We start from the raw sequence: 26,633 nt of genomic DNA, 5'->3' as shown, positions 1-26,633 counted from the left end.
GCCGCAACCAGAGACCTCGGGCAGGTCGCCGTCGGGACCGGAAACGCTGGGCGAGCCGCCGCAACCGGGGACGCTGCGCGGGTCGTGCTGGCTGGCCGGGATCGCCCAGGGAACCGCGTCATCGGGTGGGAAGCCGACGTGGCGGGACCACGAAAACCCGCGGTCGGCCTGCGGTGTGAGTCCGCGAGGGCGACAGCGGATCCCGCTGAGCGGGACGGATCGGCATACTAATGGCGTATGGCCTCCCCGGACTTATTGGTCTATACCATTTGGACAGGGGTTTTCCGCCCCTCGGTCCTCACCGTGGAGGTTCCACCCATGCGTCTCCCCTCCCCCGGAAATTGGCCGCCGCGTTGGGCGGGTTGCTGGCTGTTGCCGGGCTCGTGGTGCCGCAGGGCACTGCGGTCGCGGCTAGTGGCTCGTCGATCTCGCTCGCGCCCTATGTGGACATGGGTGCTTGGCCGTCGCCCGTGTTGTCTTCTATGTCTGAGCAGAGCGGTATCAAGAGTTTTACCCTCGGGTTCGTCACCGGGGCTGCTTGCAAGGCCAGCTGGTTCGCCGCTTATGACCCCCGGCAAGGGTGGCAGTCCGACGAAATCGCCAAGATTCGCGCGGCGGGCGGGGATGTCAAAGTCTCCTTCGGCGGTGCGTCTGGTGTCGAGCTTGCGCAAGCCTGCGGCAATGTCGATTCGCTGGTTGGCGAGTACGAGGCAGTCGTCAAGGCTTATGACCTCAAGTACATCGACATTGACATCGAGGGCGCGGCGGTCGCCGACCCGGGGTCGATCAAGCTTCGTTCGCAGGCGTTGAAAAAGGTGCAGGACGACAATCCTGGGCTGAAGATCTCCCTGACGTTGCCGGTGCTTCCTACTGGGCTCACGTCGGACGGGCTGAACGTCGTGACCGCCGCGCGGGACGCGGGGGTTGATCTCGACCTGGTGAACGTCATGGCGATGGACTACTACCAGGGCTCCGGCGACCAAGGGGCCAAGGCGATCCAGGCGGCGCAATCCACGCAGGCGCAACTGAAATCGGCACTCGGACTGTCCGATGCGGACGCTTGGCGGAAGGTCGGTCTCACGCCGATGCTGGGCGTCAACGATTCGCAGAACGAGATCTTCTACCAGAAGGACGCCAGTGCGGTGGTGAGCTACGCGCAGAGTGTCCACATGGGAATGCTGTCGTTCTGGGAACTCGGCCGGGACGCGAACGCGTGCAGCGGGCCGTTGTACCGGTGCACCAATATTTCGCAGCAGCCGTATGAGTTCTCGAGGATCTTCGCCGGGTATTCCGGCTGACGGGAGCGGAGGCAGCCCGGGCCCGGCGCGGGGCCCGGGCTGGCTCCGATGCCCGAATCAGGGCAGGTAGTACATCGGGTTGGGGAGTTTCACCGGGTGATCGGCGTAGCCGCCTTCCAGGTCGCTGAACTGGTCGCCGAGGTTGAGCACGATGTGTGCGCCGGTCGACTGGATGTGTGCGCGGGTGCCTGATTTGTACTGCACGGTGTTGCAGTTGAGTCCGCACGGCAGGTAGTCCGGCGGGGTGGTCTTCGGCTTGAAGTACGCGCCGGCGGGAGTCGGGTAGCCCTCGTTGGCGAGATTCTTGAGCGACTGCGGGCCTTGTTTGTCGTTGCGGCCGGTCAGGAAATAGATCTGCACGCCGCGTTCGGCGGCCCACTTCGTCAGTTCCAGCACTGGCTTGTTGGCTTCGAAAGTGCCGTCGTCGATGGCTTTCTGCTGCTTCACCGGGTCGAAGCCGAAGTCGTTGTCGGCTTCCCAGCCGTAGGTGATTTCGGACGTGTCGTCCACGTCGAGCACGATCGCCGGGTTCTTGACCTTCCCCAGCGCCTGCTGCAGGTGCCGCTTCGCGTCGGCGACCACGCGCTTCGTGTCCGTGACGAAGCGGCTGGTTTCGGAGTAATGGTGCTTGCCGGACGCGTCGAGCCAGTCGCCGTAGTACGCCTTGACGTCGTTCTTCACCTGGCCGATGTTGGCTGGTTCCCGGCCGTGCGCGGCGGTGACGGCGTCCGACCCGGCGAGGGCGGTCGCGCCGCCTGCCACGGTGGCGCCGACGGCCGCGGCGGCGGCCAGTTTGACGAGAGCGGGAAAACGAGACACAGCGACCCTCCAGTGGTGATTCGTCAACCCGCAGAACTTACGCCGCGTTCCCCGGCTTGAAAACCCTCCGTTGGGATGCGTTCGGCCCGGCAGACGAAAGCCGCGGGCGACCGGCCGATCCTCGTCAGCACCACAGTGGACTCGTTGGGACCGCGTGGCTTCAGCTTGCGACGCAAGGCGTCCGGGTCGACGTCGAGGCCGCGGACGAGGATTTCCAGCCGTCCGACCTCGAGTTTCTTCAACGTCTGGCCAAGCGTTTTTTCGCGGTACGGCAGCTGTTCCAGGATCCGGAAGGCACGCACTCCGGGCGGCGGCGTGTCGCCGGTGAGGTAGGCGATGCGTTCGTCCAGCTGCCACAGGCCATGCCGGGCGGCATAGTGGCGTACGAGACCGGCGCGTACGACGGCGCCGTCTGGGTCTACCAGCCACTCCCCTGCTGCCTGCACGGGAACGTCGTCTGGTTCAGCATCCGTGATGGTCCACTGTGTACTGTCCGAACGCAACACTGTCGCCCGGCGGGTGACACCGGAGGAAAGGCCGCGCCACAGGCAGGCCTCGCGGACTTGACCGTCGAGCGACACGAGTTCTACCTCGTCCGCCCACGATGCGATGGAGAAATCCATGCCAGGGGCGCATTTCACCGACAGGATCCGACCAGGGTAGGCGGCCACTAGCTCGTCGAGCGGCGGCAGGAAGTCGGCGGGGCGCCATACTCGGCGACCGGCGGAGTCGCGGCGGGCGGGGTCGGCGACTACGGCGGTGTCGCGGGAAACCGGGCGCAGGGCATCAGACCGGGCGACGAAAGGCGACACTCCGGCGACGGAAGCGTTGTGCCGGGCCATTTCCAGCCGTACTGGGTCCACATCGGACCCGATCGCCACCGAGGCGACCCGGGACAGCTCGACCAGGTCGGCGCCCACTGAGCAGGTGACGTCGTGTACGGCGCGGCCGGCCAGCCGGGAAGCCCGGTGCCGGGCTACCGGGGTCGCGCTCGCCTGCTGCAAGGCGTCGGCGGTGAACAACCAATCCGAAGAGGAAGCCAGCTTCAAAGCCGATTTACGCCGTAGCGCAATGGTTTCCAGCACGGGCGAAGCGTGTTCGCCAGCCAGCCGCCGGGCCGTGGTGACGTCCGCGATTCGCGAAGCGTCCAATGTGGAGCACTCGGCGAGCGCCGCCCGTCCCGCGGCGGAGCGCAGGAAGGCGACGTCGTCGAGCGTGAAACTGTAGGGCAATTCAGGACGGCCGCTTGGTCCCGGTGATCATCACGTTGTAGAACAGCTCGCGCGGCAGCACCTTCGACAGCAGCTTCTTGTCCAAAGCGGACAGCCGCAGCCACAGGTGGTAGGCGAACAGCCGCCAGCGCACGGTGAGCTTCTCCTGCGGCACCGCGGCCTCGAAGGTGCGGATCGGCCAGCCGGCCAGCGCCGCCGAGAATTCCTCGGTGACCGCGCGCACGTCCTGGGCTCCGGCGCCGCGCGCCATCGCTTCCAGTTCGGACGGGTCGAAGGTGTGGATGTCGACCACCGCTTCCAGCGCCGCCGCGCGAGAGGATTCGTCCAATTCGGACTGCGGACGCCGCCAGCCGCTCAGTGCGGGCAGTTTGGTGAGGTTCGTGGTGAGGTACCAGGTGAGCTGGCCGAGCCGGCGCGCGTAACGGTCGCCGATTTTCGTCGGCTCGCCGGCGAACACGAACCGCCCGCCCGGCTTGAGCACGCGCAGCACCTCGCCGAACGCCTGGCGCACGTCCGGGATGTGGTGCAGCACCGCGTGCCCGACCACGAGGTCGAACGTGTTGTCGTCGTAGGGGATCCGCTCCGCGTCGGCGACCCGGCCGTCGACGTCGAGGCCGAGACCCTCGGCGTTGCGCAGCGCGACCTGCACCATGCCCGGTGACAGGTCGGTGACCGAACCCTTCTTCGCGACGCCGCCCTGCATCAGGTTCAGCAGGAAGAAGCCGGTGCCGCTGCCCAGTTCCATGGCGTGCTGGTACGGCTGGCCGTCCTCGCCGGCCACCGCGTTGAACACGTCAGTGGCGTAGGAGATGCAGCGCTCGTCGTAGGAAATGGACCACTTCTCGTCGTACGTCCCGGCTTCCCAGTCGTGGTAGAGGACGTTCGCGAGCTTCGGGTCGGCGTAGGCCGCCTTGACCTCGTCTTCGGTGGCGTGCGGGTTCGGCACCGGGTCGGACACTCCTGAGTCGGACACGGAAGTCACTTCCCCTCGAAACTGGCTTTGCCGGGGCCGTTGTCGATGAACGACTGCATGCCGTTGCGCTGGTCCTCGGTCGCCCAGAGAGCGGTGAACAGCTGCGTCTCGATCTTCAGGCCGGTGGCCAGGTCGACGTCGAGGCCGGAGTCGATCGCCGTCTTGGCCGCGCGCAGCGCCACCGCCGGGCCGTTCGCGAACTGCGACGCCCACTTGTGCGCGGCGGCGTACACGTCGTCCGGGGCGACGACCTCGTCGACGATGCCGAGCTTCAGCGCCTCCTCGGCCTTCACGAACCGGCCGGTGAAGATCAGGTCCTTGGCCTTGCTCGGGCCGATCAGCCGGGTCAGCCGCTGGGTGCCGCCCGCGCCGGGGATGATGCCGAGCTGGATCTCCGGCTGGCCGACCTTCACGTTGTCGCCCGCGACGCGCCAGTCGGCGGTCAGCGCCAGTTCGAGGCCGCCGCCGAGGGCGTAGCCGGTGATCGCGCAGACGACCGGCTTCGGGATGTTCGCGACCCGGGCGAGCGACGCGGTCAGCTCGGCGCCGAACTTCGCGATCTCCGGGTACGTGCGGGAGGCCATCTCCTTGATGTCCGCGCCGCCGGCGAAGGTCTTCTCGCCGCCGTAGAGGATCACCGCGCGCACGTCGTCGCGGTCGGACGCCTCGCGCGCGGCCTCGGCAAGTTCGGCCTGCACCTGGTTGTTCAGCGCGTTGACCGGCGGCCGGTCCAGCCGGATCGTGCCGACCCCGCCCTCGACCTCCAGGGTTACGAACTCTCCCACGCGAATCCTCCTCGTTGACGAACTGACAGCAGGCTACCGGCCGGTAAGACCACCCAGGTCAACCTACCTGCGGCGGGCGAAGAACCGCTCGCCCGAACGCTGCAGCACCAGGTCCTGGTCGAACGTCTTGGACAGGTTCTCGCTGGTGATCACGTCGTCGACCAGCCCGGACACCACCGCGCGGCCCTCGCGCAGCAGCAGCGCGTGCGTGAAGCCCGGCGGGATCTCCTCGACGTGGTGGGTGACCAGCACCATCGCCGGCGCGTCCGGGTCCATCGCGAGCGCCGACAGCCGGGCCACGAGGTCCTCGCGGCCGCCGAGGTCGAGGCCGGCGGCGGGCTCGTCGAGCAGCAGCAGCTCCGGGTCGGTCATCAGCGACCGGGCGATCAGCACGCGTTTGCGCTCGCCCTCGCTCAGCGTGCCGAACGTGCGCTCGGCCAGGTGCGCGATGCCAAGGGTGCCGAGCAGTTCGGTCGCCCGGTCGAGGTCCATCCGGTCGTACTGCTCGCGCCAGCGGCCCATGACCGCGTAGCCGGCGCTGACCACGACGTCGCCGACGCGCTCGTCGCCGGGCACGCGCTGGGCGATCGCCGCGGAGGTGAACCCGATGCGCGGGCGGAGGTCGAAGACGCTCACCTTGCCGATCCGGTCGCCGAGCAGGTCGACGGTGCCGGTGGTGGGGTGCAGTTCGGCGGCGGCCAGGCGCAGCAGGGTGGTCTTGCCCGCCCCGTTCGGGCCGAGCACCACCCATCGCTCGTCCAGCTCGACCGCCCAGTCGAGGGCCGCGAGGAGGTCGTTTCCGGTACGGCGGACGCCGACACCGGACATCCGCACGACGAGGTCGTCAGGATCGCTGGGCAGGATCGGCTCGCTCACGCGCCCATTGTGGCGGTCGCCCGGGCGCGGGCGCGCACCCGCCCGGGGGTAACGGCGCGCCGGGTGTCCAGCGGATGGGACGAGCGGCCGTGATCGCGATGCTGTGGCAGCATCCACGACATGTCCAGGTCCGCGCGCCCCGTGTTCTGGCGCCGTCGCGCGATCGACCTGCTCCTGGTCGCTTCCAGCGGATGTAGCCGGGCGCGGCACGCACGCTGATCCTCGTCGGCGTGCCGCGTCGCTTCGCGTCCGGCAACCTTCCGAGCTATTTCCAGGAGCCTCCGTTGACCACGTCCATCGTCCGTCCGGAAGTCGAAATCCACCCCCGGCTGACCGATCCGCTGCTGCCCGAGCTGCTGCACCCGTCGCGGCTGCTGTGGACGCCGCGCGAGCTGGCCGACCTGACCCGCACCGTCACCACCGAACTGACCACCAGCCTGCGCGAGGTCCTGCGCTTCGACGAGGACCAGCGCTGGTGGGCACGGCTGGCGCTGACCGACGGCGTCGAGCTGTGGCTGCTGTCGTGGCTGCCCGGCCAGCACACGAAGCCGCACGACCACGGCGGCGCGTCGGGTTCGTTCACCGTGCTGCAGGGCGAACTCGGCGAGGAGTACCGCTACCCCGGCGGCCCGGTGCGGCGGCGCACGCACACCGCGGGCCAGGGCATCGGCTTCGGCGCCGGGCGCGCGCACCAGGTGCTCGGCGTCGGCAGCGAACCGGCGGCCAGCGTGCACGCCTACTCGCCGCCGCTGGTGCCGACGCGCGAGTACACGAGCCTCGCCGACGTGCCGAACGAGATCCCGCCGCTGCCTGCCATTGTGCGGTCATGACCGCACTTGACGATTTTCTCGCCGACGCCCGGTCCACGCTGGACCGGGCGGATCCGGCGCGCGCCGCGGACTTGCAGGCCGAGGGCGCGCTGATCGTCGACATCCGGCCGTACGCCAACCGGGTCGCCGAGGGCGAGATCCCCGGGTCGGTGGTGGTGGAGCGGATCCACCTGGAGTGGCGGCTCGCCCCGGAGAGCGAATGGCGGCTGCCGGGGGTTTCGGCGGAGACCGTCGCGGTGGTGGTGTGCAACGAGGGCTACGCGTCGAGTCTGGCTGCGGCGGATTTGCGGCGGCTGGGGTTGGCTGGGGCGACGGATCTGGCGGGCGGGTTCCGGGCTTGGGCGGCGGCTGGGCTGCCGGTGCGGGAGGGCGGTACCGCGGCGGTCGACTGACGGCTCAGCGGTCCGGTTCGAGCCGGGCCGAGATCGTCCCGCCGTTCGCCTGGAAGTACCGGAGCACCGCGTCGCTGAGCGCCTGCAGGTGCGGGTTCGTGCCGCCGGGCACCGGGAACTGCGCCTGGCCCCAGTCCGGCCGGCGAGTCTCGGTCGGCAGGTTCAACGCGGGCGGGCGCTGGGCCGCCGCCGAGGGGCGTTCGAGCGGGGCTGCGCGTGGTGCGGGGACCGGGTCCAGAGTGGACCGCAGGTCGTCCAGCAGGTCGGACGCGTGGTCCAGCGCTCGGGCGGCTTCGTCGGCGTGCTGGCCGCGTTCGGACAGCAGCGTGGGCTCGTCTTCGCCGCCGAGCAGGCGATTCTTCAGCGCTTGCGCGGCGTCGGCGTAGCGGTACAGGGCGGCCGAGGCGACGCGATGCGCTTCGGCGACGGCATCGGTTTGGTCGCGCTGCTTCTTGCGGACCGCCGCGTAGGCCTCCGCGCCCGCGCCGGCCCACTCCGGCAGGGCGTGCTCGTCCAGCCCGGCGGAAAGCGGATCCAGCAGCTTGGCCAGCAGGCCGCACCGGTCGGCCTCGGCGCGCATCAGCGACGAGATGTCGTCGGACCACTCCGCCATCAGCCGAGAACCGTCCGGATCTCGCTAGGGCCGCTGGCCTCCGGCGGGGTGCCGATGATCTCCTCGATCGCTTCGACCGCGTCGGATTCGTAAGCGGCGTAATGGTTCGCGGCCGTTTCGAGCCGTTCGGCGAGCCGGGCGAGATCGGTCTCGACCGCCTCGTTGGCGCGTACGGACGCGCTCTGGAAGCGCTCCAAGCTGCGGGCCAGCAGCGCTTCGCCGGACCGGCCGGGCTGGGCGCTGTAGCGAAGCGCGCCGCGGCGGTGCTTGGCGTCCGTGTTCAGTTCGGCGAGCCGTGCGGCGGCATGGCCGAGCCGCGCGGGATCGGTTTCGTACCCGCTCATCACGCCTCCCGCAGTCCGGCGATCTCCCGTACCGCGGCGGGCGGCAACGAGAGCATCCGCTCGGTTCCGCCGCCGAACGCGGCGTTCGGGTTCACCAGCAGCCCCGCCGAATGCCGGGCGGCGGCCCGCGCGGCTTCCCGGCCGGAGCACGACCTGACACTCGACCACCGCTGCCCCAGTGCTTTCCCGTACGCGTCGAGGGCCTGGTCGTCGGTGAACACGCAGCACCACTTTCCGCCTTCGCCCAGCGACGCGATCAGCAATTCCTTGCCGGCCAACGGCATCCGGACGCGCTCCTCCGGAAACCGCGCCAGGACGTAGCCCTGCAGATCGGCGAAGGCTTCGACGACGTGCGACACCGGCCGGGCGGGCGGGGGTTCCAGCAGAGCACGAGCGGAGGCCAGCTCCGCGGGGCCGAGCGGGGGCAGCTCGCGGAAAAGGCTCTGCTTGATCGCGTGCGTGAACCGGTCGCGCAGCTCGTCGCACTTCGTGCGGCTCATGGTCAGCCGGGCGAACCGGCCAGCCAGCTTCGCGTTCTCCTCGCCGGGCGGGAGGCCGACGTTGAACGCGGTCCAGAACACCTCGGCGTACCGGTCGCCGCCGAACCTCGCGAGCACCGCGGCGAGCCGGGCGACGACGATCGCCCGCACCTCGGCCGCGGTGGCCGCGGCCGGAACGTGCCAGCGCCGGCAGAGTTCCGGGCCGAGGCGGCGGCGCAGGTCCGCGTGCCAGACCCCGCTCCCCTTGTGCAGCCGTTCCACCGCTCTGCTCAGCGCGACGCTCAGCTGCGGCTCTGGACGCGAATTCACGGGCACTCCCCTGTGTCGATCACCAGCGAAGATCCTAAGCGACATTCCCCCGTTTCTCTCCACCGGAATTTTCTGCACACCTTCACGAAAGCAGCGTTTTCCTGGGAAAACGCGGAAAAGTCACGGCTGGCCAATGGCCAACAACGGGGAAATCCCGGAAAAATCCCGCGTCGGCTACGCAGGGACAATTCGAGATGACGACGCGTGCCGGAGTCCGGGCCGGCGGCCAGGCACGATTTTCCCGCGAGAATCACCGGAACAGCGGTGTGCGCGACCGTTTCGGAGCTACGTTCACGACGAAACCGTCCACGGGAAACCGAAGGGAGATCTCCGGTGGAACTGTTTGTGATTGTCGCGCTGGCTTGGACGAACGGCGCGTGGCTCACCGCGCTCGGGGCGTGCTGGAACGCGCGGCGCAGGCTGGAGCGGAAACTGGCCGAACGGGACACGGAATGCCGCCACTCCGTCCCGCCGGTCAGTTTCCGCCGGTGACCAGCTCAGGCGAGCACGACGCGGGCCAGCTCCGCCGGGCTCGCCAGCAGCGGGTGTTTCGGCAGCACCCGCACCGTGTAGCCGACCGAGCCGGCGCGGGGCAGGCGCAGGGTCGCGGCGAACGCGCCGATGCCGTCCGGCTCCATCGGGACCTGTACCGAGTCCGCGAGTTCGTCCCCGTCGCCGACCTGGCCCACCACCGCTTGGATGTCCACTTCGGACGGTTCGAGGCCGGCCAGGTCGATCCGCGCGCGGATGGTGACCTCGGTGCCCACCACGAGGCGTTCGGTGTGGTCGTACTGGAGTTCGGCGTCGAAGATCCGCACGCGCGGCCACGCGACTTCCAGTTTGGTCCGGTAGTCGGCCAGCGAAAGCGCGCCCTGGTGACCGTTGTCGGTCGCGGCGGCGACCATGCGCGACGCGGGCAAGTAGCCGGAATCCACGTACTCACGCACCATCCGCGACGCCTGCACGCGCGGGCCCAGCGTTTCGAGCGTGTGCCAGACCATCGCGAGCCAGCCGGTCGGCACGCCGTCCTCGCCGGTGTCGTAGTAGAGCGGCGCGATCTGCTGGCCGAGCAGGTCGTACAGCGCCGCGGCTTCGAGGTCGTCGCGGCGCAGCGGGTCGGTGACGCCGTCCGCCGTGGGGATCGCCCAGCCGTTGGAGCCGTCGTAGCACTCGTCCCACCAGCCGTCCTTGATGGACAGGTTCAGGCCGCCGTTGAGCGCCGACTTCATCCCGGACGTGCCGCACGCCTCCAGCGTCCGCACCGGGTTGTTCAGCCACACGTCGCAGCCGCGGTAGAGGTAGCGGGCCATCGACATGTCGTAGTCCGGCAGGAAGACGATGCGGTGGCGCACCGCGGGATCGTCGACGAAGCGCACGATCTGCTGGATCAGCTGCTTGCCGTTCTCGTCGGCGGGATGCGATTTGCCGCCGATCACGATCTGGATCGGCCGCTTCTCGTCCAGCAGCAGCGCGCGCAGCCGGTCCGGGTCGCGCAGCATCAGCGTGAGCCGCTTGTACGTCGGGACGCGGCGGGCGAAGCCGACGGTCAGCACGTCCGGGTCGAAGACGCGGTCCGTCCAGCCCAGTTCCAGCGCTGACGCGCCGCGCTGCATCCACGCCGCCCGCACCCGCCGCCGGACCTCGCCGACGAGCTTCTCCCGCAGTTCCCGGCGCAGTTCCCACAGCTGCTGGTCGCTGACGCCGTCGCGCAGCGAACTGCCCGGCGTGCGGCCCTCGTGGCCGAACTCCTCGTGGTTGCCGCCGAGCAGCGCGCTCAGCTCGCGCGCCACCCAGGTCGGCCCGTGCACGCCGTTGGTGATGGACGCGATCGGCACCTCGGCCTCGTCGAAACCGGGCCACAGCCGGGAAAACATCCGGCGGGTGACGCGGCCGTGCAGTTCGGACACGCCGTTAGCGCGCTGCGCCAGCCGCAATCCCATGTGCGCCATGTTGAACAGGCCCGGGTTGTCCTCCGCGCCGAGCTGCAGCACGCGGCGCACGTCGACGTCCGGGACGAGCCTGCCGTCGGAGAAGTAGCGCTGCACCAGGTCGACTGGGAAGCGGTCGATGCCCGCGCTGACCGGGGTGTGCGTGGTGAACACGGTGCCGGCGCGGACCGCGGGCAGCGCCTCGTCGAAAGCGAGGCCGTCGGACTGGATGATCTCGCGGGCGCGCTCCAGTCCGAGGAAGCCGGCGTGACCCTCGTTGGTGTGGAACACCTTCGGCTGCGGATGCCCGGTCAGCTCGCAGAACTTCCGCACCGCGCGGAAGCCGCCGATGCCGGCCAGAATCTCCTGCCGGATGCGGTGGTCGGCGTCGCCGCCGTAGAGCCGGTCGGTGACCGAGCGGAGGTCCTCGTCGTTGGCCTCGATGTCGGTGTCGAGCAGCAGCAGCGGGATCCGGCCGACGCGCGCCCGCCACATCTGCGCGCGCAGGTCCCGCCCGCCCGGCATGGCGACCTCGACCAGCACCGGGCGGCCGTTCTCGGTGACCAGCTCCAGCGGGAACGCGTTCGGGTCGATCACCGGGTAGTGCTCGACCTGCCAGCCGTCCAGCGACAGGCCCTGGCGGAAGTAGCCGGACCGGTACAGCAGGCCCGCGCCGACCATCGGCACGCCGAGGTCCGAGGCCGCCTTGAGGTGGTCGCCGGCCAGCACGCCGAGGCCGCCGGAGTAGTTCGGCAGCGCCTCGGTGACGCCGAACTCCATCGAGAAGTACGCCACCGCCTGCGGCAGGCCCTCGTCGGTGCGCCGCTGGTACCAGCGCGGTTCGGTGAGGTAGCGCTCCAGCCCGGCCGCGGCTTCGCGGGTGCGGCGCAGGAAGTCCTCGTCCTTCGCCAGCTCTTCGAGGCGCTCCGGGGGCAGCGCGGTGAGCATGCGGAGCGGGTCGCGGATCTTGTTGAACAGCTCGGCGTCCATCGAGGCGAACAGGTCGCGCGTCGGCGGATGCCAGGTCCAGCGAAGGTTGGTCGCGAGGGCCCCGAGCCCGGCGAGCGGCTCGGGCAGGCTGGCGCGGACGGTGAACCGGCGGACTGCACGCATGGTCAGCGACGATATCCGGCCCGCTTCGCGCGCGCTCGCGCCCCACTTCGGGGATTGTCCGCACGTCGCGCCGGCCAGGTCAGTAATGTCCGGGTTCGTTGTCGGACGCGGAAGTGGAACGAGGGAACATGAGCCGAGGGGGACGCCGGTACGCGCTGGTCGCGCTGGTCGCGGCGACCGTGCTGGGGACAGCCGCGTGCGGGGACAAGACTCCCCCGGCGACGCCGGGCGCAGGCAACGTCGCCGGGCTGCCGGTCACGCACTTCGAGAGCGGGCTGCGCTCCGGCGCGCCGAAGCCGGACCTGACGGTGAAGAACGCCAGCGGCGGCGAGGACGACCAGCTCGCCACCGCCGCGATCGCCGACGTGCAGGCCTACTGGAGCGAAGCGCTGCCCGCCGAGTTCGGCGGCAAGCGGTTCTCGCCGGTCCGGTCCCTGCTGTCCTACGACTCGAAGCACGACACCGAGGACACCGCGTGCGGCAGCGTCAAGCAGCTGGTGAACGCGTTCTACTGCGCGGGCGACGACTCGGTGGCCTGGGACCGCGGCGTGCTGCTGCCGATGCTGCGCAAGCGGTTCGGGCCGATGTCGGTGGTGACCGTGCTGGCGCACGAGTTCGGCCACGCGATCCAGTACCGGCTCGGGCCCGCGGCGGGGATCTCGAAGTCGACGCCGACGGTGGTGAAGGAACAGCAGGCGGACTGTTTCGCCGGCGGGTACTTCCGCTGGGTCGCCGAGGACAAGAGCAAGTTCTACCGGGTGTCGACCGCGGAGGGGCTGGACCAGATCCTGGCCGCGATGTTCTTCATCCGGGACCAGGCCGGGACCAGTGCGACCGACCGGCAGGCGCACGGGACCGCGTTCGACCGGACGTATGCGTTCCAGGCCGGGTTCGAGAAGGGGCCGAAGGAATGCGCGGGGATGAACGCGCAGAACGTGCAGAAGCGGTTGACTGAGCGGCCGTTCGACTCCGGGGACAAGGGCAAGGGCGACGCCCGCTTCGACGAGCGGCGGGTGGCGGACGTGAAGGCCAGCCTTGACGAGGCGTTCAAGGGGGCCGGGGTGCAGGGGCCGCAGTTCCGCGCCGGCTCGGGCAGCTGTGCCGGTGGGCCGAGCACGCCGCCCGCGTCTTATTGCCCGGACGACAACACGGTGAACTTCGACCAGCGGGCGCTGGAGCGGCTGGCCGAGCCGGTGGATCAGGAAGCCGAGATGGCCGGGAAGGCCGGGGGCGGGCTCGGCGACTTCGCCGCTTTCGCCGAGCTGGCGTCCCGGTATGCGATCGGGGTGCAGAAGGGCGTGGGTGCTTCGATCGACACGCCCAACGCCGGGCTGCGTACCGCGTGTCTGGTGGGGGCTTGGGCGGCGTTCTCGAACCATCCGACCGGGAACGTGAAGCTGAAGCTCTCCTCGGGTGACCTGGACGAGGCGATCGCGGATCTGCTCCGGCCGGACGGGCTGGTGTCGGCGAATGTGAACGGCGAGCGGCCGGACAGCGGGTTCGACCGCGTCGAGGCGCTGCGCCGCGGATACCTCGAAGGGTCGTCTTCCTGCTCGAAGCTGTACGCCTGAGGCTGGGGCCGGGAGGTCCGTGAAGGACTCCTTGAGGGAATCTAATTCCCTCAAGGAGTCCTTCACGGACCTAAAGCGGGGGCTCAGAACAGCGCGCTCGCCAGGTCGCGGCGGGCCTTCGCCACGCGCTCGTCCGACGGATCGAAGAGTTCGAACAGCGCGACCAGGTGTTCCCGGACCCGGTTGCGGTCGTCCCCGGCGGTACGGCGGACGACGTCGACCAGGCGGCGGAACGCGCCTTCCACGTCCTGCTCCGCGATGTCCAGGTCGGCGGCCGCCAGCTGGGCGTCGATGTCCTTCGGGTCGGCTTCGGCCTTTTCGCGGGCGCTCGGGTCCGCGGACTCGGCGCGGGCGGTGAACTTGACCTGGGCCAGGGCGTTCTTCGCCAGCTCGTTGGCCGGTTCGGCGTCCAGGATGCGCTCGTACGCGGCCTGCGCGGCGGCGTAGTCGCCCCGTTCGAAGGCTTCCTCGGCCTCGGTGAAGCGCGGGTCTTCCGGCTCCTCCACCGGGCCGCGGGCCTCCTCGGCGGCGCGGATGCCCGGGAGGCGGTCGCGCAGCGCGTCGAGCAGGGAGTTCAGCCACTTGCGGATCTCCGGCTCCGGCAGCGCGCCGGAGAACGCGTCCACGGGCTGACCGCCCGCGATCGCGACCACGGTCGGGACCGATTGCGCGCCGAACGCCTGCGCGATGCGCGGGTTCGCCTCGACGTCGACCTTCGCGAGCACCCAGGAGCCGCCGCTCTCGCCCGCCAGCCGTTCCAGCACCGCGGTCAGCTGCTGGCACTGGTCGGAGAACCCGGCCCACAGGTCGACGACCACGAGCTGGTTGAGCGAGAGTTCGACGACGGACTGGAAGGTCGCCTCGGTGACTTCGAGCACCGTGTCCGACGGCGGGGCGGGAGTGCCGTCCCGCTGTCCCGCTCCCGAAGGCGGCTGGTTCCGGCTCGCCTCCGCCCTGGCTTTGAGCGCGGACAGGTCGACCGCGCCGGACAACGCGGCGGACATCGCCGCTGAGTTCGCTGCAGATCCGCGTGGGTGTGTCACGCCCTCCATCCTGGCACGGCCCGCCGCGAGAGTTCAGCGCCGTCCCCGAGGTTCGCTTTTGGCATGCGCACTCCCCTGAGGCATGCTCTGCCCGGGAACGAAAAGGGAGGCCCGAGGATGCTGAGCCGGCGCAACGCCACGGTCGCCGTCGCCGTCGTGGTCGCGGTGGCGTGGATCGCCAGCATCACGGTGACGGTCGCGCACCAGGACCCGCCTGGCGCCGCGTCCCCGCCCGAACTGCGCACGGAGCTGGCCGCCGCGCTGAGCGGGCGGGACGCGGACGCGCTCGCCGGGCTGTTCGACGTGCCCGGTTCCGGCGGGGACGACCTCGCCAAGAACTACGTCACCGTCCTCAAGGACGGCAACGCGCGCGACATCTCCGTGCAGCTCGCGCCGGACGACCGCTCCCCCACCGCGGTCGTCGTGCGCGGGAAGACCGGCGCGGGCGAGCAGTTCAGCTACCGGCTCGCGGTGACCAGCGCCAAGGGCCGCTGGACGGTCGCGTTCACGCCGCCGATCCCGTAGCTCAGCCCTCGCGCAGGTGCGCCTCGACCCGGTCGACCTTCGCGGTGAGCTGGCCGGAGTCGTAGCCGGGGCGGATGTCGGCCTTCAGCACCAGCCCGACGCGCGCCGAGCCCTCGCCCGCGGCCTCCACCGCCTGCTTCACCACCGCCATGACCTCGTCCCACTCGCCTTCGATCTCGGTGAACATCGAACTCGTGGAGTTCGGCAGCCCGGAATCGCGCACCACCTTCACCGCGCGCGCGACGGCCTCGCTCACTCCGCCGTCCGGCGCTCCGGCCGAGGGGCTCACGCTGAACGCGACGATCATGTCGGTTTCCTTTCCCAGTTCTCGCAGGGTGGCCCCCGCGACCGGGGTACCCGCTGGTAGCTTCGGTTGCCATGAACCGTCCGCTGCCGTTCGATCCGATCGCCCGTGCCGCGCAGCTGTGGGAAGACCGGATCGGCCCGGCCGGAACCATGGCCGCGGTCACCGGTGTGATGCGGGTGCAGCAGATCATCCAGTCGGCGGTCGACGGCGCCTTGAAGCCGCACGGCCTCACCTTCGCCCGCTACGAGGCGCTCGTGCTGCTCACCTTCTCCCGCAACGCGCGGCTGCCGATGCGGGTGATGGGCGAACGGCTGCAGCTGCATCCCACCAGCGTCACCAACATAGTGGACCGGCTCGAGCGCGACGGGCTCGTGAAGCGCGTGCCGCATCCGACCGACCGGCGCACCACGCTCGTCGAGATCACCGACGACGGCCGCGCGCTGCGGGAGGCCGCCACCGCCGCGGTGACCGGCATCGACTTCGGGCTCACCGGGCTCACCGAGCGGCAGGTGGAGCAGCTGACCGAACTGCTCACCAAGGTCCGCAAGTCCGCGGGCGATTTCACCTCGTAAACGCACGAAGGGCCCACGCGGTCGTCGCGCGGGCCCTTCGGAAAAGCGAAGATCAGGCGTTCACAGTCTCCCGCGCGCGGACGAAGAGGCCCACGCCGCCGTGGGACAGCCGCTGCGGGCCGTCGAGCTTGCCGTTGCGCAGCGCCCACTTCTCGAACAGCCAGGTGAACAGCGGCGGGATGCTCGCGAGCAGCGCCAGCGCCAGCGTCTTGCCGCGCCAGCCCAGCGGCTTCGCCACGGACAGGGAGGTGATCACGTACAGGACGAAGACGACGCCGTGCACCATGCCGAGGACGGGAACGCCGCCCTCGTTGGACGCGTCGACGACGTACTTGAGAAACATCCCGATCAGCAAGCCGAGCCAGGACAGAGCCTCGGCGACTGCGGCCACGCGGAACACGAGAGCGGCCTTGCTGGACACGACATCCTCCTGTGTGTCACCTGGTGCGTGCTGACTGCACACACAAAAACACGTCCGACGGACTGTCCTAGGCGGACCGAAACCGCCTGGCGTCAACAGCACTGTCGAACGGGTATGAGACCAGTGTGAGGCGTGACCGGCCTCACCGGAACACCGGGGCCCGTGACTCTGGTCACGAGCAAACCCGGCAATGGTCTGCACCAATTCCGGACGGCGGCCGGAAACGGGCGGGAAATGCCCGGTTAACGGCAAAGGCCGCCTCCGGATCCCACGATCCGGGAGGCGGCCTTCACGGAATGTCCGCGTGCGGATACTAAGCGGCACAAGGAGAAGGCGGCGCGGAGGAAGGTGACGTTCCCCACGTGGCCTTCGGCGCGTCGCCGGTCAGCGAGAAGTCCAGAGTGGACCCGCGGCGCAGTTGTTCGAGGCCGACGAACGTTTTGTCCGACGCCGTGCCGTTGACCCGAAGCCCGGACACGTACTGCAGTTGCGCGCCGGTCGCGCCGCGCGCGTTGATGGTGAAGTCGCGGCCGTTCGGCAGGTGCAGCACGGACTTGGCGAACCGCGGCGCGTTGAGCACGAAGTTCCCGGTGCCCGGAACGGCCGGGTAGAGGCCGAGCGCGCTGAAGACGTACCAGGCGGACATCGTGCCGAGGTCGTCGTTTCCGGTGACGCCGTTGGGGGCGTTCGTGAACAGCGTGTGCGCGGCCCGCACCACCGCGGAGGTCTTCCACGGCTGCCCGGTGAGCGTGTACATCCACGGCGAGTGGAGGTCGGGCTCGTTGTTGGGGTTGTAGCGGAACTGGCGGTAGTAGTCGTAAGGGCCGACGACCCACTTCTCGTGTGCGGTCTTCGCCGGGTCCTTCACGAGGTCGTCGTAGGCGAAGAAGTCGTCGAGCCGCTTGCCCGCGTTGGCCGCGCCGCCCATCTTCGCGACCAGGCCGGGCACGTCCTGCTGCACCAGCCACTGGTACTGCCACGCCGTGCCCTCGTGGAAGCCGTCCTGGCCTTGCGGGCTGTACGGGCCGTCAGCCGGGGTGTACCAGCTGCCGCCGGTCACCTTCGGGCGGAAGTAGCCGGTGAAGCCGCGGTCGGTCACGGACGGGTCCCACAGCGTCGCGTACGTCCGGCCCTTCGCCGCCAGCTGCTTCGCGTCCTGTTTCTGGCCGAGCGCGGAGGCCATGACCGAGAGGGAACAGTCTGCGAGCGCGTACTCCAGGGTGGCTGAGGCGCCGTGTGCCGGGTCGGTGTCCTGGCCCTTTTTCGGGAAGTTCGGGTCGTATTGGACGAATCCGTCCGCCTGGTAGCTCGCGTTGCCGGAGCGGCCCTGGAACGGCGACTCCGCGGGCGGGATTTCGCGGGAGTTTTGCAACAGCGCTTGGTAGGCGTGCATTTCGTCGCCGCTCAGTGCGCCGAATCGCCACAGGTCGACCAGGAATGGCGTCACGGGGTCGCCGGTCATGGTGTTCGTTTCCTGGCTCGCGTATGCCCAGCGCGGGAGCCAGCCACCTTGGTCGTGGATGGCGAGGATGCTCTTCGCGACGTCCCTGGCGCGGTCGGGTTTCAGCAGGGCCAGCAGCTGGTTTTGCGAGCGATAAGTGTCCCAGAGGGAGAAGAAGTCGTAATAGGTCCAGCCGATCGCGCGGTGGATCTTCTTGTCGAAGCCGTAGTAGCGGCCGTCGGCGTCGTTCGCGGTCAGCGGCTGCAGGAAGGCGTGGTAGAGGGAGGTGTAGAAGACCGTGCGGTCGTCCGGGGTGCCGCCGGTGATGTCCACGCTGGACAGTTCGCGTCGCCATTCTCGCTGCACGTCGTTCTTGACGGCGTCGAACGGGCGGACGCGGGAGGCGGCGAGGTTCGTGTCCGCGCCACGAGCGTCCACTTGGGAAATCGACGTGGTGGCAGTGACTTGGCCGCCCTTCGGGAAGGTCAGCCACGCGCCGCGCAGGCCCGCGCCGCCTTGCGCCGAGCGGCTGCCGGGCGTGCCACCGTCCGGCGACCACGTGCCGTAGGACGAGAAAGGCTGGTCGAATTTCGTGGTGAAGTAAGTGGTGTACGGTTTGCCGCCGCAGAAGGCTTGCGATTCGACGGTGCCCGCGATGGTGTGGTCGTCGACGATCCGGACGCTGCTGGCGCTCACCGGTTCTTTCGCGTTCGCCTGTCCGACGTTCACGAAAACGTTGGCTGGGCCTGATTTGTCGAAGGAGTACCGTTCGACGCCGCTGCGGGTGCTGGCCGTGGTTTCGACGTCGATGCCGCCGTAGCCGGTCAAATGCACCTTGTAGTAGCCGGGTTTGCCGACTTCGCCTTCGTGGGTATACGGCGCGGCGTACTTGGCTTGGTCGAAGGTCGCGGGCTTGCTGGTGTCGAACGCCGCGCCTGGGCCGATCTCGCCGGTGGTGGGCAGCATCGACACGAGGCCGCCCTGTTCCCAGCAGCCCGCGCCGGACAGGAAGAAATGGCCGAAGCCGCGGATCGCGGTGTCGGTGTAGAGATAGCCCGCGTAGTGCGTGGTGATCGGGCTGGACTGGACCATGCCGAACGGCGCGGACGCGCCGGGGAACGTGTTGCCCTCGTCCTGCGTGCCGATGAACGTGTTCACCGCGTCCAGCGGATCGGCCGGACGCGCCTGCGCCGCCACCGGCGTGAGCGCCGCAGCGACCACAGCGAGCGACAGCGCGCCCGCCAAAACCCTGCTCCTCATAGGACTCCTCTAGGAAAAGTCCGTGAGGGGAACCCTGAGGGAATCAGAGTCCCTCAGGGTTCCCTTCACGGAAGGTCAGCCCGCAGCGATGGCGAACACGTGCATGGAGCCGCCGCTGACGCCCTTCGGCAAGGTCACGCTCGCGACGGTTTTGCCCGCGTCCAGCGTGATCGGCGCGGTGGCGAACACCATCGTGCGGATCTGCTGCGGGTCGCCGCCCGCGGAGTTGCGGTACGGCGTGGACAGGACGATCCGGTTGCCGAACGCCGGCTGCGCTCCGCCGCCGCCGAGCGTCCAGTCGGAGAATCCGACGGTGGCGGTCGACTTGCTGCCGTCGGTGTAGGTGACGGTGAGCGTGCCCTGCGCGTTGCCGTTGCTGGCGGAACCGAGCAGCGCAAGCCGTCCCGAACCGGACAGGTTGATCGTCTGCCCGGCCGCGACGACGTTGTCCGGGTCGCCGACCGGGTACGACGGCCAGGTGAAGTTCAGCCCGTCGCTCGACACCGTGCTGCCCGGCTTGGCACCGGCCTTGGCCAGCGCGTCCGCGGAATAGCTCCAGCCGCCGCCGTCGAAGTTCCCGGCCGCGGAGTTCGCGTCCGGCGAGAGACCGGTGTTGTCCACTGTGGCCAGCCAGCTGTTCGGCTTCGCCACCAGGACGGTCAGCACCGCCTGCACGTCCGCGAGGCCCGGCGAGGAGAAGGTGACCGGGATCCGGCGCGGACCGTCGGAGGTGCCCGCCGGAACGCTCACCGTCACGTCAGCGTGGCCCTTTCCGGCCGCTGGGACCTGGACGGAACCGGTGGCGGGCGTCAGTGTGATGCCGTCGGCGCTGCCCGCGGAGTAGGTCCAGGTCTTGGCGCTGCCGGACAGATCCTGCACGCCCACCGAGGCGGTCGAGGTCGTGCCAGCGGGCACCACCGCGCGTGCCGGGTCCACAAAGGACAGGCTCGGCTTCTCCTGCTCACGGAACGACGGCGGCGCGTCGACTGCCGCAGCACCCCACGAGGTCGCGGTCGTCGACCGGGTGAAGTCCAGCTTGCCGCCCTGCGAGATCAGGCCTTCCGACAGCCACGCCTTGCTGGCCGCGGAACCGTTCACCTTCAGGCCGCTGGTGTATTCGCCAGTGCCGGGAGCGTTGACGGTGATCTTCTTGCCAGCGCCGGTGGTCAGCTCGGCGTGCGGGAACCGCGGCGTGGTCAGGACGGTTTCGGCGCGGCCCGGGATCTCCGGGTACACCCCGAGCGCCGACCAGACGTACCAGGACGACATCTGGCCGAGGTCGTCGTTGCCGATCAGGCCTTCCGGACGCGGGTTGTACAGCTCGTCCATCGCCCGGCGCACGATGTTCTGCGTCTTCGCCGGGGCACCCGCGAACGAGTACACGTAGGGCGCGTTCGAGTTCGGCTCGTTGCCCAGGAACGCATACGGCTCATGGGTTCCGGCGTTCAGCTTCGTGAAGAAAGTGTCCAAACGCGACTGAGTGGCGCTGGTGCCGCCGAACGCGGTCACGAGACCGGCGAGGTCGTACGGGACCATCCAGTCGTACTGCGCGCCGTTGCCCTCGACCCAGCCCTGCGAGCTGGCCGGGTCGTAGTTCCCGGAGAACGAGCCGTCCGCGTTGCGCGGCTGGAGGTGTCCGCTGCCCGGGTTGTAGAGGTTCTGCCAGTTCTGCGCGCGCTTCATGAACGTGGTGTACGTGGCCCCGTCGCCGAGCCGCTTCGCGAACTGGGCGATGGCGAAGTCCGCGCTCGTGTACTCCAGCGTGTCCGCCGCCGCGCCCGGAACGTAGCCGAGGCGTTGGTAGTCCTGCAGACCCGGGCGTTCGGTGTAGCCCTGTGTCGGCTGCGTCGCGCCCTTGATCATGAGCAGCAACGCTTTCTGCGCGTCGAAGTCACGCGCACCGAACGCGTAGGCGCTGGAAACGATGATGTGGTACGGATCCCCGTTCATCACGCCGGTGTAGTCGTTCGCCACCGTCCAGCGGTCCCACGAACCGCCTTGTTCGGCGAACGCCATCATCGAGCGCACGAGGTCCGATGTCTCCTTCGGCGCGATCGTGGCCAGCAGCGGGACCTCGGACCGGTAGATGTCCCAGCCGGAGATGTTGGTGTACATCGCGTGCCCGCGTTCGGCCTCGTGAATCCGGCCATCGAAACCGGGGTAGCGACCGTCCACATCGGAGAAGACGTTCGGCTGGACCAGCGAGTGGTACAGCGAGGTGTAGAACGTCGCGGTGTCGGCGTCGCTGCCGCCGCTGACCTGGATCTTGCCCAGCTGGTCGTTCCACGCCTTGCGCGCGGACGCGGCCACGGTCTCGAACGACTTCTTGCCGTTGTTCTCCGCCTTCAGGTTCGCCTTCGCCCCGTCGACGGACACAAAGGACAGTCCTACCTGGACGTTGACCTGCGCGCCGTTGAGGTTCGGGAACGTGACGTAGCCGCCGCTTCCCGGGCCGCTTACCGTCGTGTCCTGCGGTTTCGCCGCCGCCGGACGCGCCAGCGAGGAGCCGATCCCGTTGGGCTGCGCGACCTTCGCCTTCGCACCGCCGGTTTCCGAGGTCTTGCCGGGCGTCACCGCGCCGTTCTTCCACGTCCCGACGGACGCGAACGGGGTGTCGAACTTCGCCGAGAAGTAGACCCGATAGGAGTTCTTCGCGCCGCAGAACCGGCCGCTGGTCGCCCAGCCGCTGATGGTGTCCTTGCCGATGCTGATCGACGCGTCGTCGGTGCCGTTGACCGAGCCGGAGGTGTTGACCAGCAGCGTGGACGCCGCGCCCGCCGGGTAGGTGAACCGTCCGGAACCGGTGCGCTGCGTCGCGGTCAGCTCGACCTTCGCGCCGTTGTCGAGGGCGACGTCGTAAGCGCCGGCGGTCGCGTGCTCGTTCTTGTGGTCGAAGGTCGAGGTGTAGCGGCCCGGATCGGTCGCGGGCGACGTGCTGACCTCGCCGACGTACGGCATGAACGGCAGGTCCTGATACGTGGTGCAGCCCGCGCCGGAAAGGTGCGTGAGGCTGAACCCGGTGATCGTGTTGTCGTCGTAGAAATAGCCGCCCGGCTGGGATTTCTTCGTGTCCGGGCTCCACTGCACCATCCCGAACGGCGCCACCGCGCCGGGGAAGGTGTTGCCCGCGCCGCCGCCGGTCCCGTGGTCCGCGCCGCCGGGCCGGGTGCCGACGAACGGGTTCACCCACTTCGCCAGGTCAGCGGATTTCGCGGAATCAGCCAGTGCGGGGGCGGCGGGGGCCAGGGACGCCCCTGTCGCCACGACCGCCGAGGTCAGGAAGATCAGTCCGGCTCTCCAGCGCGCTCGCGCCATCGCCATCGCCTCTCCAGTTGTCCGGCGCGAACCCGCCACCGGCCCTCGAGGCATCGATGACAACCTTGTCGCGCACCGTCGATGCCGGTCACCTTGGGCAATGGCTCACCGGATCGTCAAGACCGCGGTGAGAGCCTGTCCGATTCGGGACAACGATGTCCACCATCCGCACCAGCGGATTCGTCGAGACGGGCAGCACCGGCCGCCCGCCATTGACAACCCGGAGCGCGATGGTGTCCAATCCCCCGCATTATGACAACGTTGTCTCACTCGGGCCGGGACGCGGACGGGCTTCCCCGCCCCGCCAGCAGGCGGGCCACGATGAGCGATGTGGCCCGGCTGGCCGGCGTCAGCATCAAAACGGTGTCGCGGGTCGTCAACGACGAGCCCGCGGTGCATCCGGACACCGCCGAACGCGTGGTGGCCGCGATCGAACAGCTGGGGTTCCGCCGGAACCTCGGCGCCCGCAACCTGCGCCGCGGCTCGACCACCGGCACCATCGGCCTGGTCGTCGAGGACGTCGGCAACCCCTTCTACTCCGAGCTGAACCGCGCGGTGGAACGGATCGCGACGTCCTTCGGCAGACACGTGCTGACCGGGTCGTCCGGCGAGAACTCCGACCGCGAACGCGAGCTGTCCCTGGAATTCTGCGCGCGGCGCGTGGACGGGCTGCTGATCGTGCCCGCCGGGCTGCAGCACGGTTATCTCGTGCCGGAAATGCGCGCGGGCACGCCGGTGGTGTTCCTCGACCGCCCGGCCGGCGACATCGTGGCCGACACCGTGCTCGTGGACAACCTCGGCGGCACCATCGAGGCGGTCGGCCATCTCGTGCGGCACGGCCACCGGCGGATCGCGTTCCTCGGCGACAGCCCGGACATCTTCACCGCCGCCGAACGGCTCCGCGGGTTCCGGGAAGGCTGTGTGCGCAACGGGATCTCCTACGACGAGAGCCTCGTGGCGATGCAGACGCCGACCCCGGAGACCGTCGGCCACGCGGTGCGCAAGCTGGCCGCCGGACCGAACCCGGCCACCGCGGTGATCGCGGGCAACAACCGGGTCGCGGTGCACCTGCTGCGCGCGCTCGCGCACGCCGAGCGCAGGCCCGCGCTGGTGAGCTTCGACGATTTCGAACTGGCGGACCTGCTCGACCCGCCGGTCACCGTGATCGCCCACGACGTCAGCGCCCTTGGGCACGCAGCGGCCGAGCTGCTGTTCGCCCGCATCCAAGGCGATCAATCCGCCCCGAGAAAGGTAGTTCTGCCCGTGCACCTCGTCGCCCGCGGTTCCGGTGAGGCCGCCCTGTGACCAAGCACCTCGAGCCGGTCGCACTCCCGGCCAACCAGCCCCCGCAGTTCTACCGGGGCGGCGACGCGATCGCCGCCCTGCGCGGGGCCAGCGGCACCGACTCGAAGTTCGGGCCGGAGGACTGGGTCGGTTCCGTCACCACCATGTTCGGCCAGGAGACCAACGGTCTCACCAGGCTGCCCAGCGGGATCTGGCTGCGCGACGCGGTCAGCGGCGATCCGGACGCGTGGCTGGGCGCGGCGCACGTCGCCAAGCTCGGCGACTCGACCGGCCTGCTGGTGAAGCTGCTCGACGCCGGGCAACGGCTGCCGGTGCACTTCCACCCGTCGGATTCCTTCGCCCGCAAGCACTTCGACTCGCATTTCGGCAAGACCGAGGCGTGGATCGTGGTCGGCACCTACGGCGACGACCCGCGCGTGTATCCGGGTTTCCGGGAGACGCTGAGCAAGGACACCGTCGCCGAATGGACCCGCGAGCAGGACGCGCCGAGCATGCTGAGCGCGCTCAACAGCATCCCGGTCCAGGCGGGCGACACCGTCTACATCCCGGCCGGGCTGCCGCACGCGATCGGCGAGGGCGTGTTCGTGGTCGAACTGCAGCAGCCGACGGACTTCTCTCTGACCCTGGAATGGCGTGATTTCCTTGCCTCGCCGGAAAAGGGCCACCTCGGGATCGGTTTCGAGACCGCGATCGAAACGCTCGACACCTCGGGCTGGGACGACGACCGGCTCAAGACCATCGTGAAGCACACCTCCGGCGACGAAGCGACCACAGTGGACTTGCTCGCGCCGGACTCGGCGGAGTTCTTCCGCGCCGACCGCATCCAGCTGTCCGGCACCACGTTCGCCCTCGACCCGTCGTTCAGCGTGCTCGTCGCGCTCGCCGGCGAGGGCACCCTGCGCACCGAGCACGGCGGCGAGTTCCCGGTGGCCAAGGGCGACACCTACGCGGTGCCGTTCTCGGCGGGCCAGACGGAGCTGTCCGGCTCGCTCACCGTGATCCGGTGCCGTCCGCCAGCCCCGGAAAGGAGCCGGTCCGCATGAGCGAAATCCTGCTCGACGCGGTGGACCTGACCAAGCACTACGGTTCGGTGGAAGCCTTGCGCGGCGCGTCTTTCCAGGCGCGCGCGGGCGAGGTCACCGCGTTGATCGGCGACAACGGCGCGGGCAAGTCCACGCTCGTGAAGTGCCTGTCCGGGGCCGAGCAGCCGACCTCGGGCCGGATCCTGCTCGACGGCAGCGAGATCCATCTTGACTCGCCGGTGGCCGCGCGCCGGGCCGGCATCGAGACGGTGTACCAGGATCTCGCTGTCGCGCCGGAGCTGGATCCGGCGGCGAATCTGTTCCTGGGCCGGGAAATCCCGCGCAAAGGCCTCCTCGGCAAGCTCGGGATGCTCGACAAGGCGGAGATGCGCCGTCAGGCGGTGGCCGAGTTCGAACGGCTCGGCGTCACGCTGCAGAGCACCGAGGTGCCGATCGGCTCGTTGTCCGGCGGGCAGCGGCAAAGCGTCGCGGTGGCCCGGTCGGTGGCCTGGGCGTCGAAGGTCGTGTTCATGGACGAGCCGACCGCGGCGCTCGGCGTCCGGCAGCGCGAACGCGTGCTGGACGTGATCAGGAAGGTCAGGGACAAGGGCATCGCGGTGGTGCTGATCAGCCACAACATGCCCGAGGTGCTGTCGGTCTCGGACCGGATCGAGGTGCTGTTGCAGGGCAGGCGCGTCGCCCGGTTCGCCGGTGCGGACACCAAGCTCGAGGATCTGGTCGCCGCGATGACCGGGGCGCTGGTGCAGGAGGAGGCGGCATGAGCGCACCGGTCAAGGACATTCAGACCACTGTGGACGGCGAGTTCGTCAAGCCGCCGCTGGGGAAACGGCTCGTCGGGGCCAACACGTTCTGGATCGCGCTGGTGCTGATCGCGCTGATCGCGGTGTTCACCGCCCTCGCGCCCGGCCAGTTCGCGAGCCTGTTCACCTTCCAGACGCTGCTGATCGAAACGTCCGTGCTGCTGGTGCTTTCGGTCGGCATGACGTTCGTGATCATCACCTCCGGCATCGACCTGTCCGTCGGATCGGTGCTGATCTTCGCCGGGATGGTCGCGGGCAAGACCATGGAAGCGCTCAGCGGCGGCGACGCCTCGCACGCGGGCTGGGGCATTATCACCGCCGGGCTGGTCGCGGCGGTGCTCGCGGGCACGATCTGGGGTCTGATCAACGGATTCCTCATCGCGGTGGCGGGCATCCCGCCGCTGATCGTCACGCTCGGCACGATGGGCGCGGCACTCGGCGCGTCGTACCTGCTCAACAACGGTTCGGACGTGCGCAGCGTGCCCACCGAGCTGAACAAGACCCTCGGTTACGGCACGTCGTTCGGCGGGATCCCGAACCTCGTGCTGGTGGCCGTGGTGATCACGCTGATCGGCGCGTGGCTGCTGCACACCACGCGGTTCGGCCGCTACACGTTCGCCGTCGGCTCGAACGCGGAGGCGGCGCGGCGGTCGGGCATCGGCGTGACCGCGCACCTGCTGAAGGTGTACCTGCTGACCGGTTTCCTCGCCGGGATCGCGGGTTTCATGTCGCTGGCGTACTACGCGTCGACCACGATCTCGGCGCACACCAACGACAATCTCAACTCCATCTCCGCGACGGTGATGGGCGGCACGAGCCTCTTCGGCGGCATCGGCTCGATGCTCGGCACCGTGATCGGGGTGTTCATCCCGGCGGTGCTGCGGAAGGGCTTCAACATCACGCACGTGCAGGACTACTGGCAGTACATCGCGGTCGGTGCGGTCCTGATCGCGGCGGTGTGGTTCGACCAGCGCCACCGTCGCAAGCGCAACTCCCGCTGAATCGGTCCCCGAGTACA

At 69.4% G+C, this 26,633-nt stretch carries 25 protein-coding genes; 11 read left to right on the top strand and 14 right to left on the bottom strand.

Annotation, left to right across the window (positions count from 1 at the left end):
- Positions 1–341: 341 nt before the first annotated feature.
- A complete protein-coding gene (locus tag RPX00_RS21980; protein WP_406642011.1) occupies positions 342–1,298 on the top strand; it encodes a chitinase in 957 nt (318 codons plus the stop codon).
- A gap of 57 nt (positions 1,299–1,355) precedes the next feature.
- On the opposite strand, the gene RPX00_RS21975 is transcribed toward RPX00_RS21980, so the two are convergent.
- From RPX00_RS21975 to RPX00_RS21955, 5 genes are all read right to left on the bottom strand, one after another.
- Positions 1,356–2,117, bottom strand: a complete 762-nt coding sequence (locus tag RPX00_RS21975) for an HAD family acid phosphatase (protein WP_406642009.1) — start codon at positions 2,115–2,117, stop codon at positions 1,356–1,358.
- 23 nt (positions 2,118–2,140) lie between these two features.
- Positions 2,141–3,349 carry a THUMP-like domain-containing protein gene (locus RPX00_RS21970; RefSeq protein ID WP_406642008.1) on the bottom strand — a complete coding sequence of 403 codons (1,209 nt, stop codon included), beginning with the start codon at positions 3,347–3,349 and terminating at the stop codon, positions 2,141–2,143.
- Between the two features lies 1 nt (position 3,350).
- Positions 3,351–4,307, bottom strand: a complete 957-nt coding sequence (locus RPX00_RS21965; RefSeq protein ID WP_406643042.1) for a class I SAM-dependent methyltransferase — start codon at positions 4,305–4,307, stop codon at positions 3,351–3,353.
- A 20-nt stretch (positions 4,308–4,327) separates the two neighbouring features.
- Positions 4,328–5,107, bottom strand: coding sequence for an enoyl-CoA hydratase/isomerase family protein (locus tag RPX00_RS21960; protein ID WP_406642006.1), 780 nt, complete (start codon positions 5,105–5,107; stop codon positions 4,328–4,330).
- Between the two features lie 63 nt (positions 5,108–5,170).
- Positions 5,171–5,983, bottom strand: a complete 813-nt coding sequence (locus tag RPX00_RS21955; RefSeq protein WP_406642005.1) for an ABC transporter ATP-binding protein — start codon at positions 5,981–5,983, stop codon at positions 5,171–5,173.
- A gap of 284 nt (positions 5,984–6,267) precedes the next feature.
- Here RPX00_RS21955 and RPX00_RS21950 point away from each other — a divergent pair, with 284 nt between their 5' ends.
- Together RPX00_RS21950 and RPX00_RS21945 are read left to right on the top strand one after the other, a co-directional pair.
- The gene (locus RPX00_RS21950; RefSeq protein WP_406642003.1) at positions 6,268–6,813 is read left to right on the top strand and encodes a cysteine dioxygenase; all 546 of its coding nucleotides are present in this window, start codon (positions 6,268–6,270) and stop codon (positions 6,811–6,813) included.
- Complete coding sequence (locus RPX00_RS21945; RefSeq protein WP_406642001.1) at positions 6,810–7,205, top strand: rhodanese-like domain-containing protein; 396 nt, start codon at positions 6,810–6,812, stop codon at positions 7,203–7,205. The genes RPX00_RS21950 and RPX00_RS21945 overlap by 4 nt, the downstream gene beginning before the upstream one ends.
- Before the next feature lie 4 nt (positions 7,206–7,209).
- Here the strand turns inward: RPX00_RS21945 and RPX00_RS21940 are convergent, their stop codons facing one another.
- The 3 genes from RPX00_RS21940 to RPX00_RS21930 are packed head-to-tail and all read right to left on the bottom strand — an operon-like array spanning position 7,210 to position 8,971.
- A complete protein-coding gene (locus RPX00_RS21940; protein ID WP_406641999.1) occupies positions 7,210–7,818 on the bottom strand; it encodes a hypothetical protein in 609 nt (202 codons plus the stop codon).
- The gene (locus tag RPX00_RS21935) at positions 7,818–8,162 is read right to left on the bottom strand and encodes a hypothetical protein (protein WP_406641997.1); all 345 of its coding nucleotides are present in this window, start codon (positions 8,160–8,162) and stop codon (positions 7,818–7,820) included. Before RPX00_RS21935 ends, RPX00_RS21940 begins: the two co-directional genes overlap by 1 nt.
- The gene (locus tag RPX00_RS21930) at positions 8,162–8,971 is read right to left on the bottom strand and encodes a hypothetical protein (protein ID WP_406641995.1); all 810 of its coding nucleotides are present in this window, start codon (positions 8,969–8,971) and stop codon (positions 8,162–8,164) included. Before RPX00_RS21930 ends, RPX00_RS21935 begins: the two co-directional genes overlap by 1 nt.
- Positions 8,972–9,304: 333 nt before the next feature.
- On the opposite strand from RPX00_RS21930, the gene RPX00_RS21925 reads away from it, so the two are divergent.
- Positions 9,305–9,463 (top strand): hypothetical protein, encoded by a 159-nt coding sequence (locus tag RPX00_RS21925; RefSeq protein WP_406641993.1) that lies wholly within the window; start codon positions 9,305–9,307, stop codon positions 9,461–9,463.
- A 5-nt stretch (positions 9,464–9,468) separates the two neighbouring features.
- Here the strand turns inward: RPX00_RS21925 and glgP are convergent, their stop codons facing one another.
- Positions 9,469–12,012, bottom strand: coding sequence for an alpha-glucan family phosphorylase (gene glgP / locus RPX00_RS21920; RefSeq protein ID WP_406641991.1), 2,544 nt, complete (start codon positions 12,010–12,012; stop codon positions 9,469–9,471).
- A 128-nt stretch (positions 12,013–12,140) separates the two neighbouring features.
- Here glgP and RPX00_RS21915 point away from each other — a divergent pair, with 128 nt between their 5' ends.
- Complete coding sequence (locus RPX00_RS21915; protein ID WP_406641989.1) at positions 12,141–13,583, top strand: neutral zinc metallopeptidase; 1,443 nt, start codon at positions 12,141–12,143, stop codon at positions 13,581–13,583.
- Positions 13,584–13,666: 83 nt separating this feature from the next.
- Here RPX00_RS21915 and RPX00_RS21910 read toward each other — a convergent pair whose 3' ends face one another.
- Entirely contained in the window at positions 13,667–14,626 is a 960-nt protein-coding gene (locus tag RPX00_RS21910) for a tetratricopeptide repeat protein (RefSeq protein ID WP_406641987.1), read from the bottom strand.
- 117 nt (positions 14,627–14,743) lie between these two features.
- On the opposite strand from RPX00_RS21910, the gene RPX00_RS21905 reads away from it, so the two are divergent.
- Positions 14,744–15,151: a hypothetical protein gene (locus RPX00_RS21905; RefSeq protein WP_406641986.1), complete on the top strand. Its 408-nt coding sequence runs from the start codon at positions 14,744–14,746 to the stop codon at positions 15,149–15,151.
- 1 nt (position 15,152) lies between these two features.
- On the opposite strand, the gene RPX00_RS21900 is transcribed toward RPX00_RS21905, so the two are convergent.
- Entirely contained in the window at positions 15,153–15,458 is a 306-nt protein-coding gene (locus RPX00_RS21900) for an MTH1187 family thiamine-binding protein (protein WP_406641984.1), read from the bottom strand.
- Positions 15,459–15,529: 71 nt separating this feature from the next.
- On the opposite strand from RPX00_RS21900, the gene RPX00_RS21895 reads away from it, so the two are divergent.
- A complete protein-coding gene (locus RPX00_RS21895; protein ID WP_406641982.1) occupies positions 15,530–16,030 on the top strand; it encodes a MarR family winged helix-turn-helix transcriptional regulator in 501 nt (166 codons plus the stop codon).
- Positions 16,031–16,082: 52 nt separating this feature from the next.
- On the opposite strand, the gene RPX00_RS21890 is transcribed toward RPX00_RS21895, so the two are convergent.
- The 3 genes from RPX00_RS21890 to RPX00_RS21880 form a co-directional block, all read right to left on the bottom strand.
- Positions 16,083–16,451 carry a DUF3817 domain-containing protein gene (locus RPX00_RS21890; RefSeq protein WP_406641980.1) on the bottom strand — a complete coding sequence of 123 codons (369 nt, stop codon included), beginning with the start codon at positions 16,449–16,451 and terminating at the stop codon, positions 16,083–16,085.
- 313 nt (positions 16,452–16,764) lie between these two features.
- The gene (locus tag RPX00_RS21885) at positions 16,765–19,152 is read right to left on the bottom strand and encodes a GH92 family glycosyl hydrolase (protein WP_406641977.1); all 2,388 of its coding nucleotides are present in this window, start codon (positions 19,150–19,152) and stop codon (positions 16,765–16,767) included.
- A 75-nt stretch (positions 19,153–19,227) separates the two neighbouring features.
- Positions 19,228–22,473, bottom strand: a complete 3,246-nt coding sequence (locus RPX00_RS21880) for a GH92 family glycosyl hydrolase (protein ID WP_406641975.1) — start codon at positions 22,471–22,473, stop codon at positions 19,228–19,230.
- Between the two features lie 315 nt (positions 22,474–22,788).
- Between RPX00_RS21880 and RPX00_RS21875 the strand changes: the two genes are divergently transcribed.
- Genes RPX00_RS21875 through RPX00_RS21860 form a run of 4 tightly spaced genes read left to right on the top strand, consistent with a single transcriptional unit; the run spans position 22,789 to position 26,616 of the window.
- Complete coding sequence (locus RPX00_RS21875) at positions 22,789–23,772, top strand: LacI family DNA-binding transcriptional regulator (protein ID WP_378310339.1); 984 nt, start codon at positions 22,789–22,791, stop codon at positions 23,770–23,772.
- Complete coding sequence (locus tag RPX00_RS21870; RefSeq protein ID WP_406641973.1) at positions 23,769–24,815, top strand: class I mannose-6-phosphate isomerase; 1,047 nt, start codon at positions 23,769–23,771, stop codon at positions 24,813–24,815. The genes RPX00_RS21875 and RPX00_RS21870 overlap by 4 nt, the downstream gene beginning before the upstream one ends.
- Entirely contained in the window at positions 24,812–25,576 is a 765-nt protein-coding gene (locus RPX00_RS21865) for an ATP-binding cassette domain-containing protein (RefSeq protein WP_406641972.1), read from the top strand. Before RPX00_RS21870 ends, RPX00_RS21865 begins: the two co-directional genes overlap by 4 nt.
- Entirely contained in the window at positions 25,573–26,616 is a 1,044-nt protein-coding gene (locus tag RPX00_RS21860) for an ABC transporter permease (protein WP_406641971.1), read from the top strand. The genes RPX00_RS21865 and RPX00_RS21860 overlap by 4 nt, the downstream gene beginning before the upstream one ends.
- The last annotated feature ends 17 nt before the right edge of the window (positions 26,617–26,633 follow it).

Origin of the sequence: Amycolatopsis sp. WGS_07 (genome assembly GCF_045278895.1) — a bacterium.
In the GTDB taxonomy this organism is placed as follows: domain Bacteria; phylum Actinomycetota; class Actinomycetes; order Mycobacteriales; family Pseudonocardiaceae; genus Amycolatopsis.
Note: the sequence above shows the minus strand (reverse complement) of the source record. Positions and strands in the feature narration are given on the sequence as shown.

Bases quoted from the DNA above. Each gene is read 5' to 3' on its own strand.
- RPX00_RS21945 (WP_406642001.1), top strand. From the start codon at position 6,810: ATGACCGCACTTGACGATTTTCTCGCCGACGCCCGGTCCACGCTGGAC.
- RPX00_RS21940 (WP_406641999.1), bottom strand. From the start codon at position 7,818: ATGGCGGAGTGGTCCGACGACATCTCGTCGCTGATGCGCGCCGAGGCC.
- RPX00_RS21935 (WP_406641997.1), bottom strand. From the start codon at position 8,162: ATGAGCGGGTACGAAACCGATCCCGCGCGGCTCGGCCATGCCGCCGCA.
- glgP (WP_406641991.1), bottom strand. From the start codon at position 12,012: ATGCGTGCAGTCCGCCGGTTCACCGTCCGCGCCAGCCTGCCCGAGCCG.
- RPX00_RS21915 (WP_406641989.1), top strand. From the start codon at position 12,141: ATGAGCCGAGGGGGACGCCGGTACGCGCTGGTCGCGCTGGTCGCGGCG.
- RPX00_RS21905 (WP_406641986.1), top strand. From the start codon at position 14,744: ATGCTGAGCCGGCGCAACGCCACGGTCGCCGTCGCCGTCGTGGTCGCG.
- RPX00_RS21900 (WP_406641984.1), bottom strand. From the start codon at position 15,458: ATGATCGTCGCGTTCAGCGTGAGCCCCTCGGCCGGAGCGCCGGACGGC.
- RPX00_RS21895 (WP_406641982.1), top strand. From the start codon at position 15,530: ATGAACCGTCCGCTGCCGTTCGATCCGATCGCCCGTGCCGCGCAGCTG.
- RPX00_RS21885 (WP_406641977.1), bottom strand. From the start codon at position 19,152: ATGAGGAGCAGGGTTTTGGCGGGCGCGCTGTCGCTCGCTGTGGTCGCT.
- RPX00_RS21880 (WP_406641975.1), bottom strand. From the start codon at position 22,473: ATGGCGATGGCGCGAGCGCGCTGGAGAGCCGGACTGATCTTCCTGACC.
- RPX00_RS21875 (WP_378310339.1), top strand. From the start codon at position 22,789: ATGAGCGATGTGGCCCGGCTGGCCGGCGTCAGCATCAAAACGGTGTCG.
- RPX00_RS21865 (WP_406641972.1), top strand. From the start codon at position 24,812: ATGAGCGAAATCCTGCTCGACGCGGTGGACCTGACCAAGCACTACGGT.
- RPX00_RS21860 (WP_406641971.1), top strand. From the start codon at position 25,573: ATGAGCGCACCGGTCAAGGACATTCAGACCACTGTGGACGGCGAGTTC.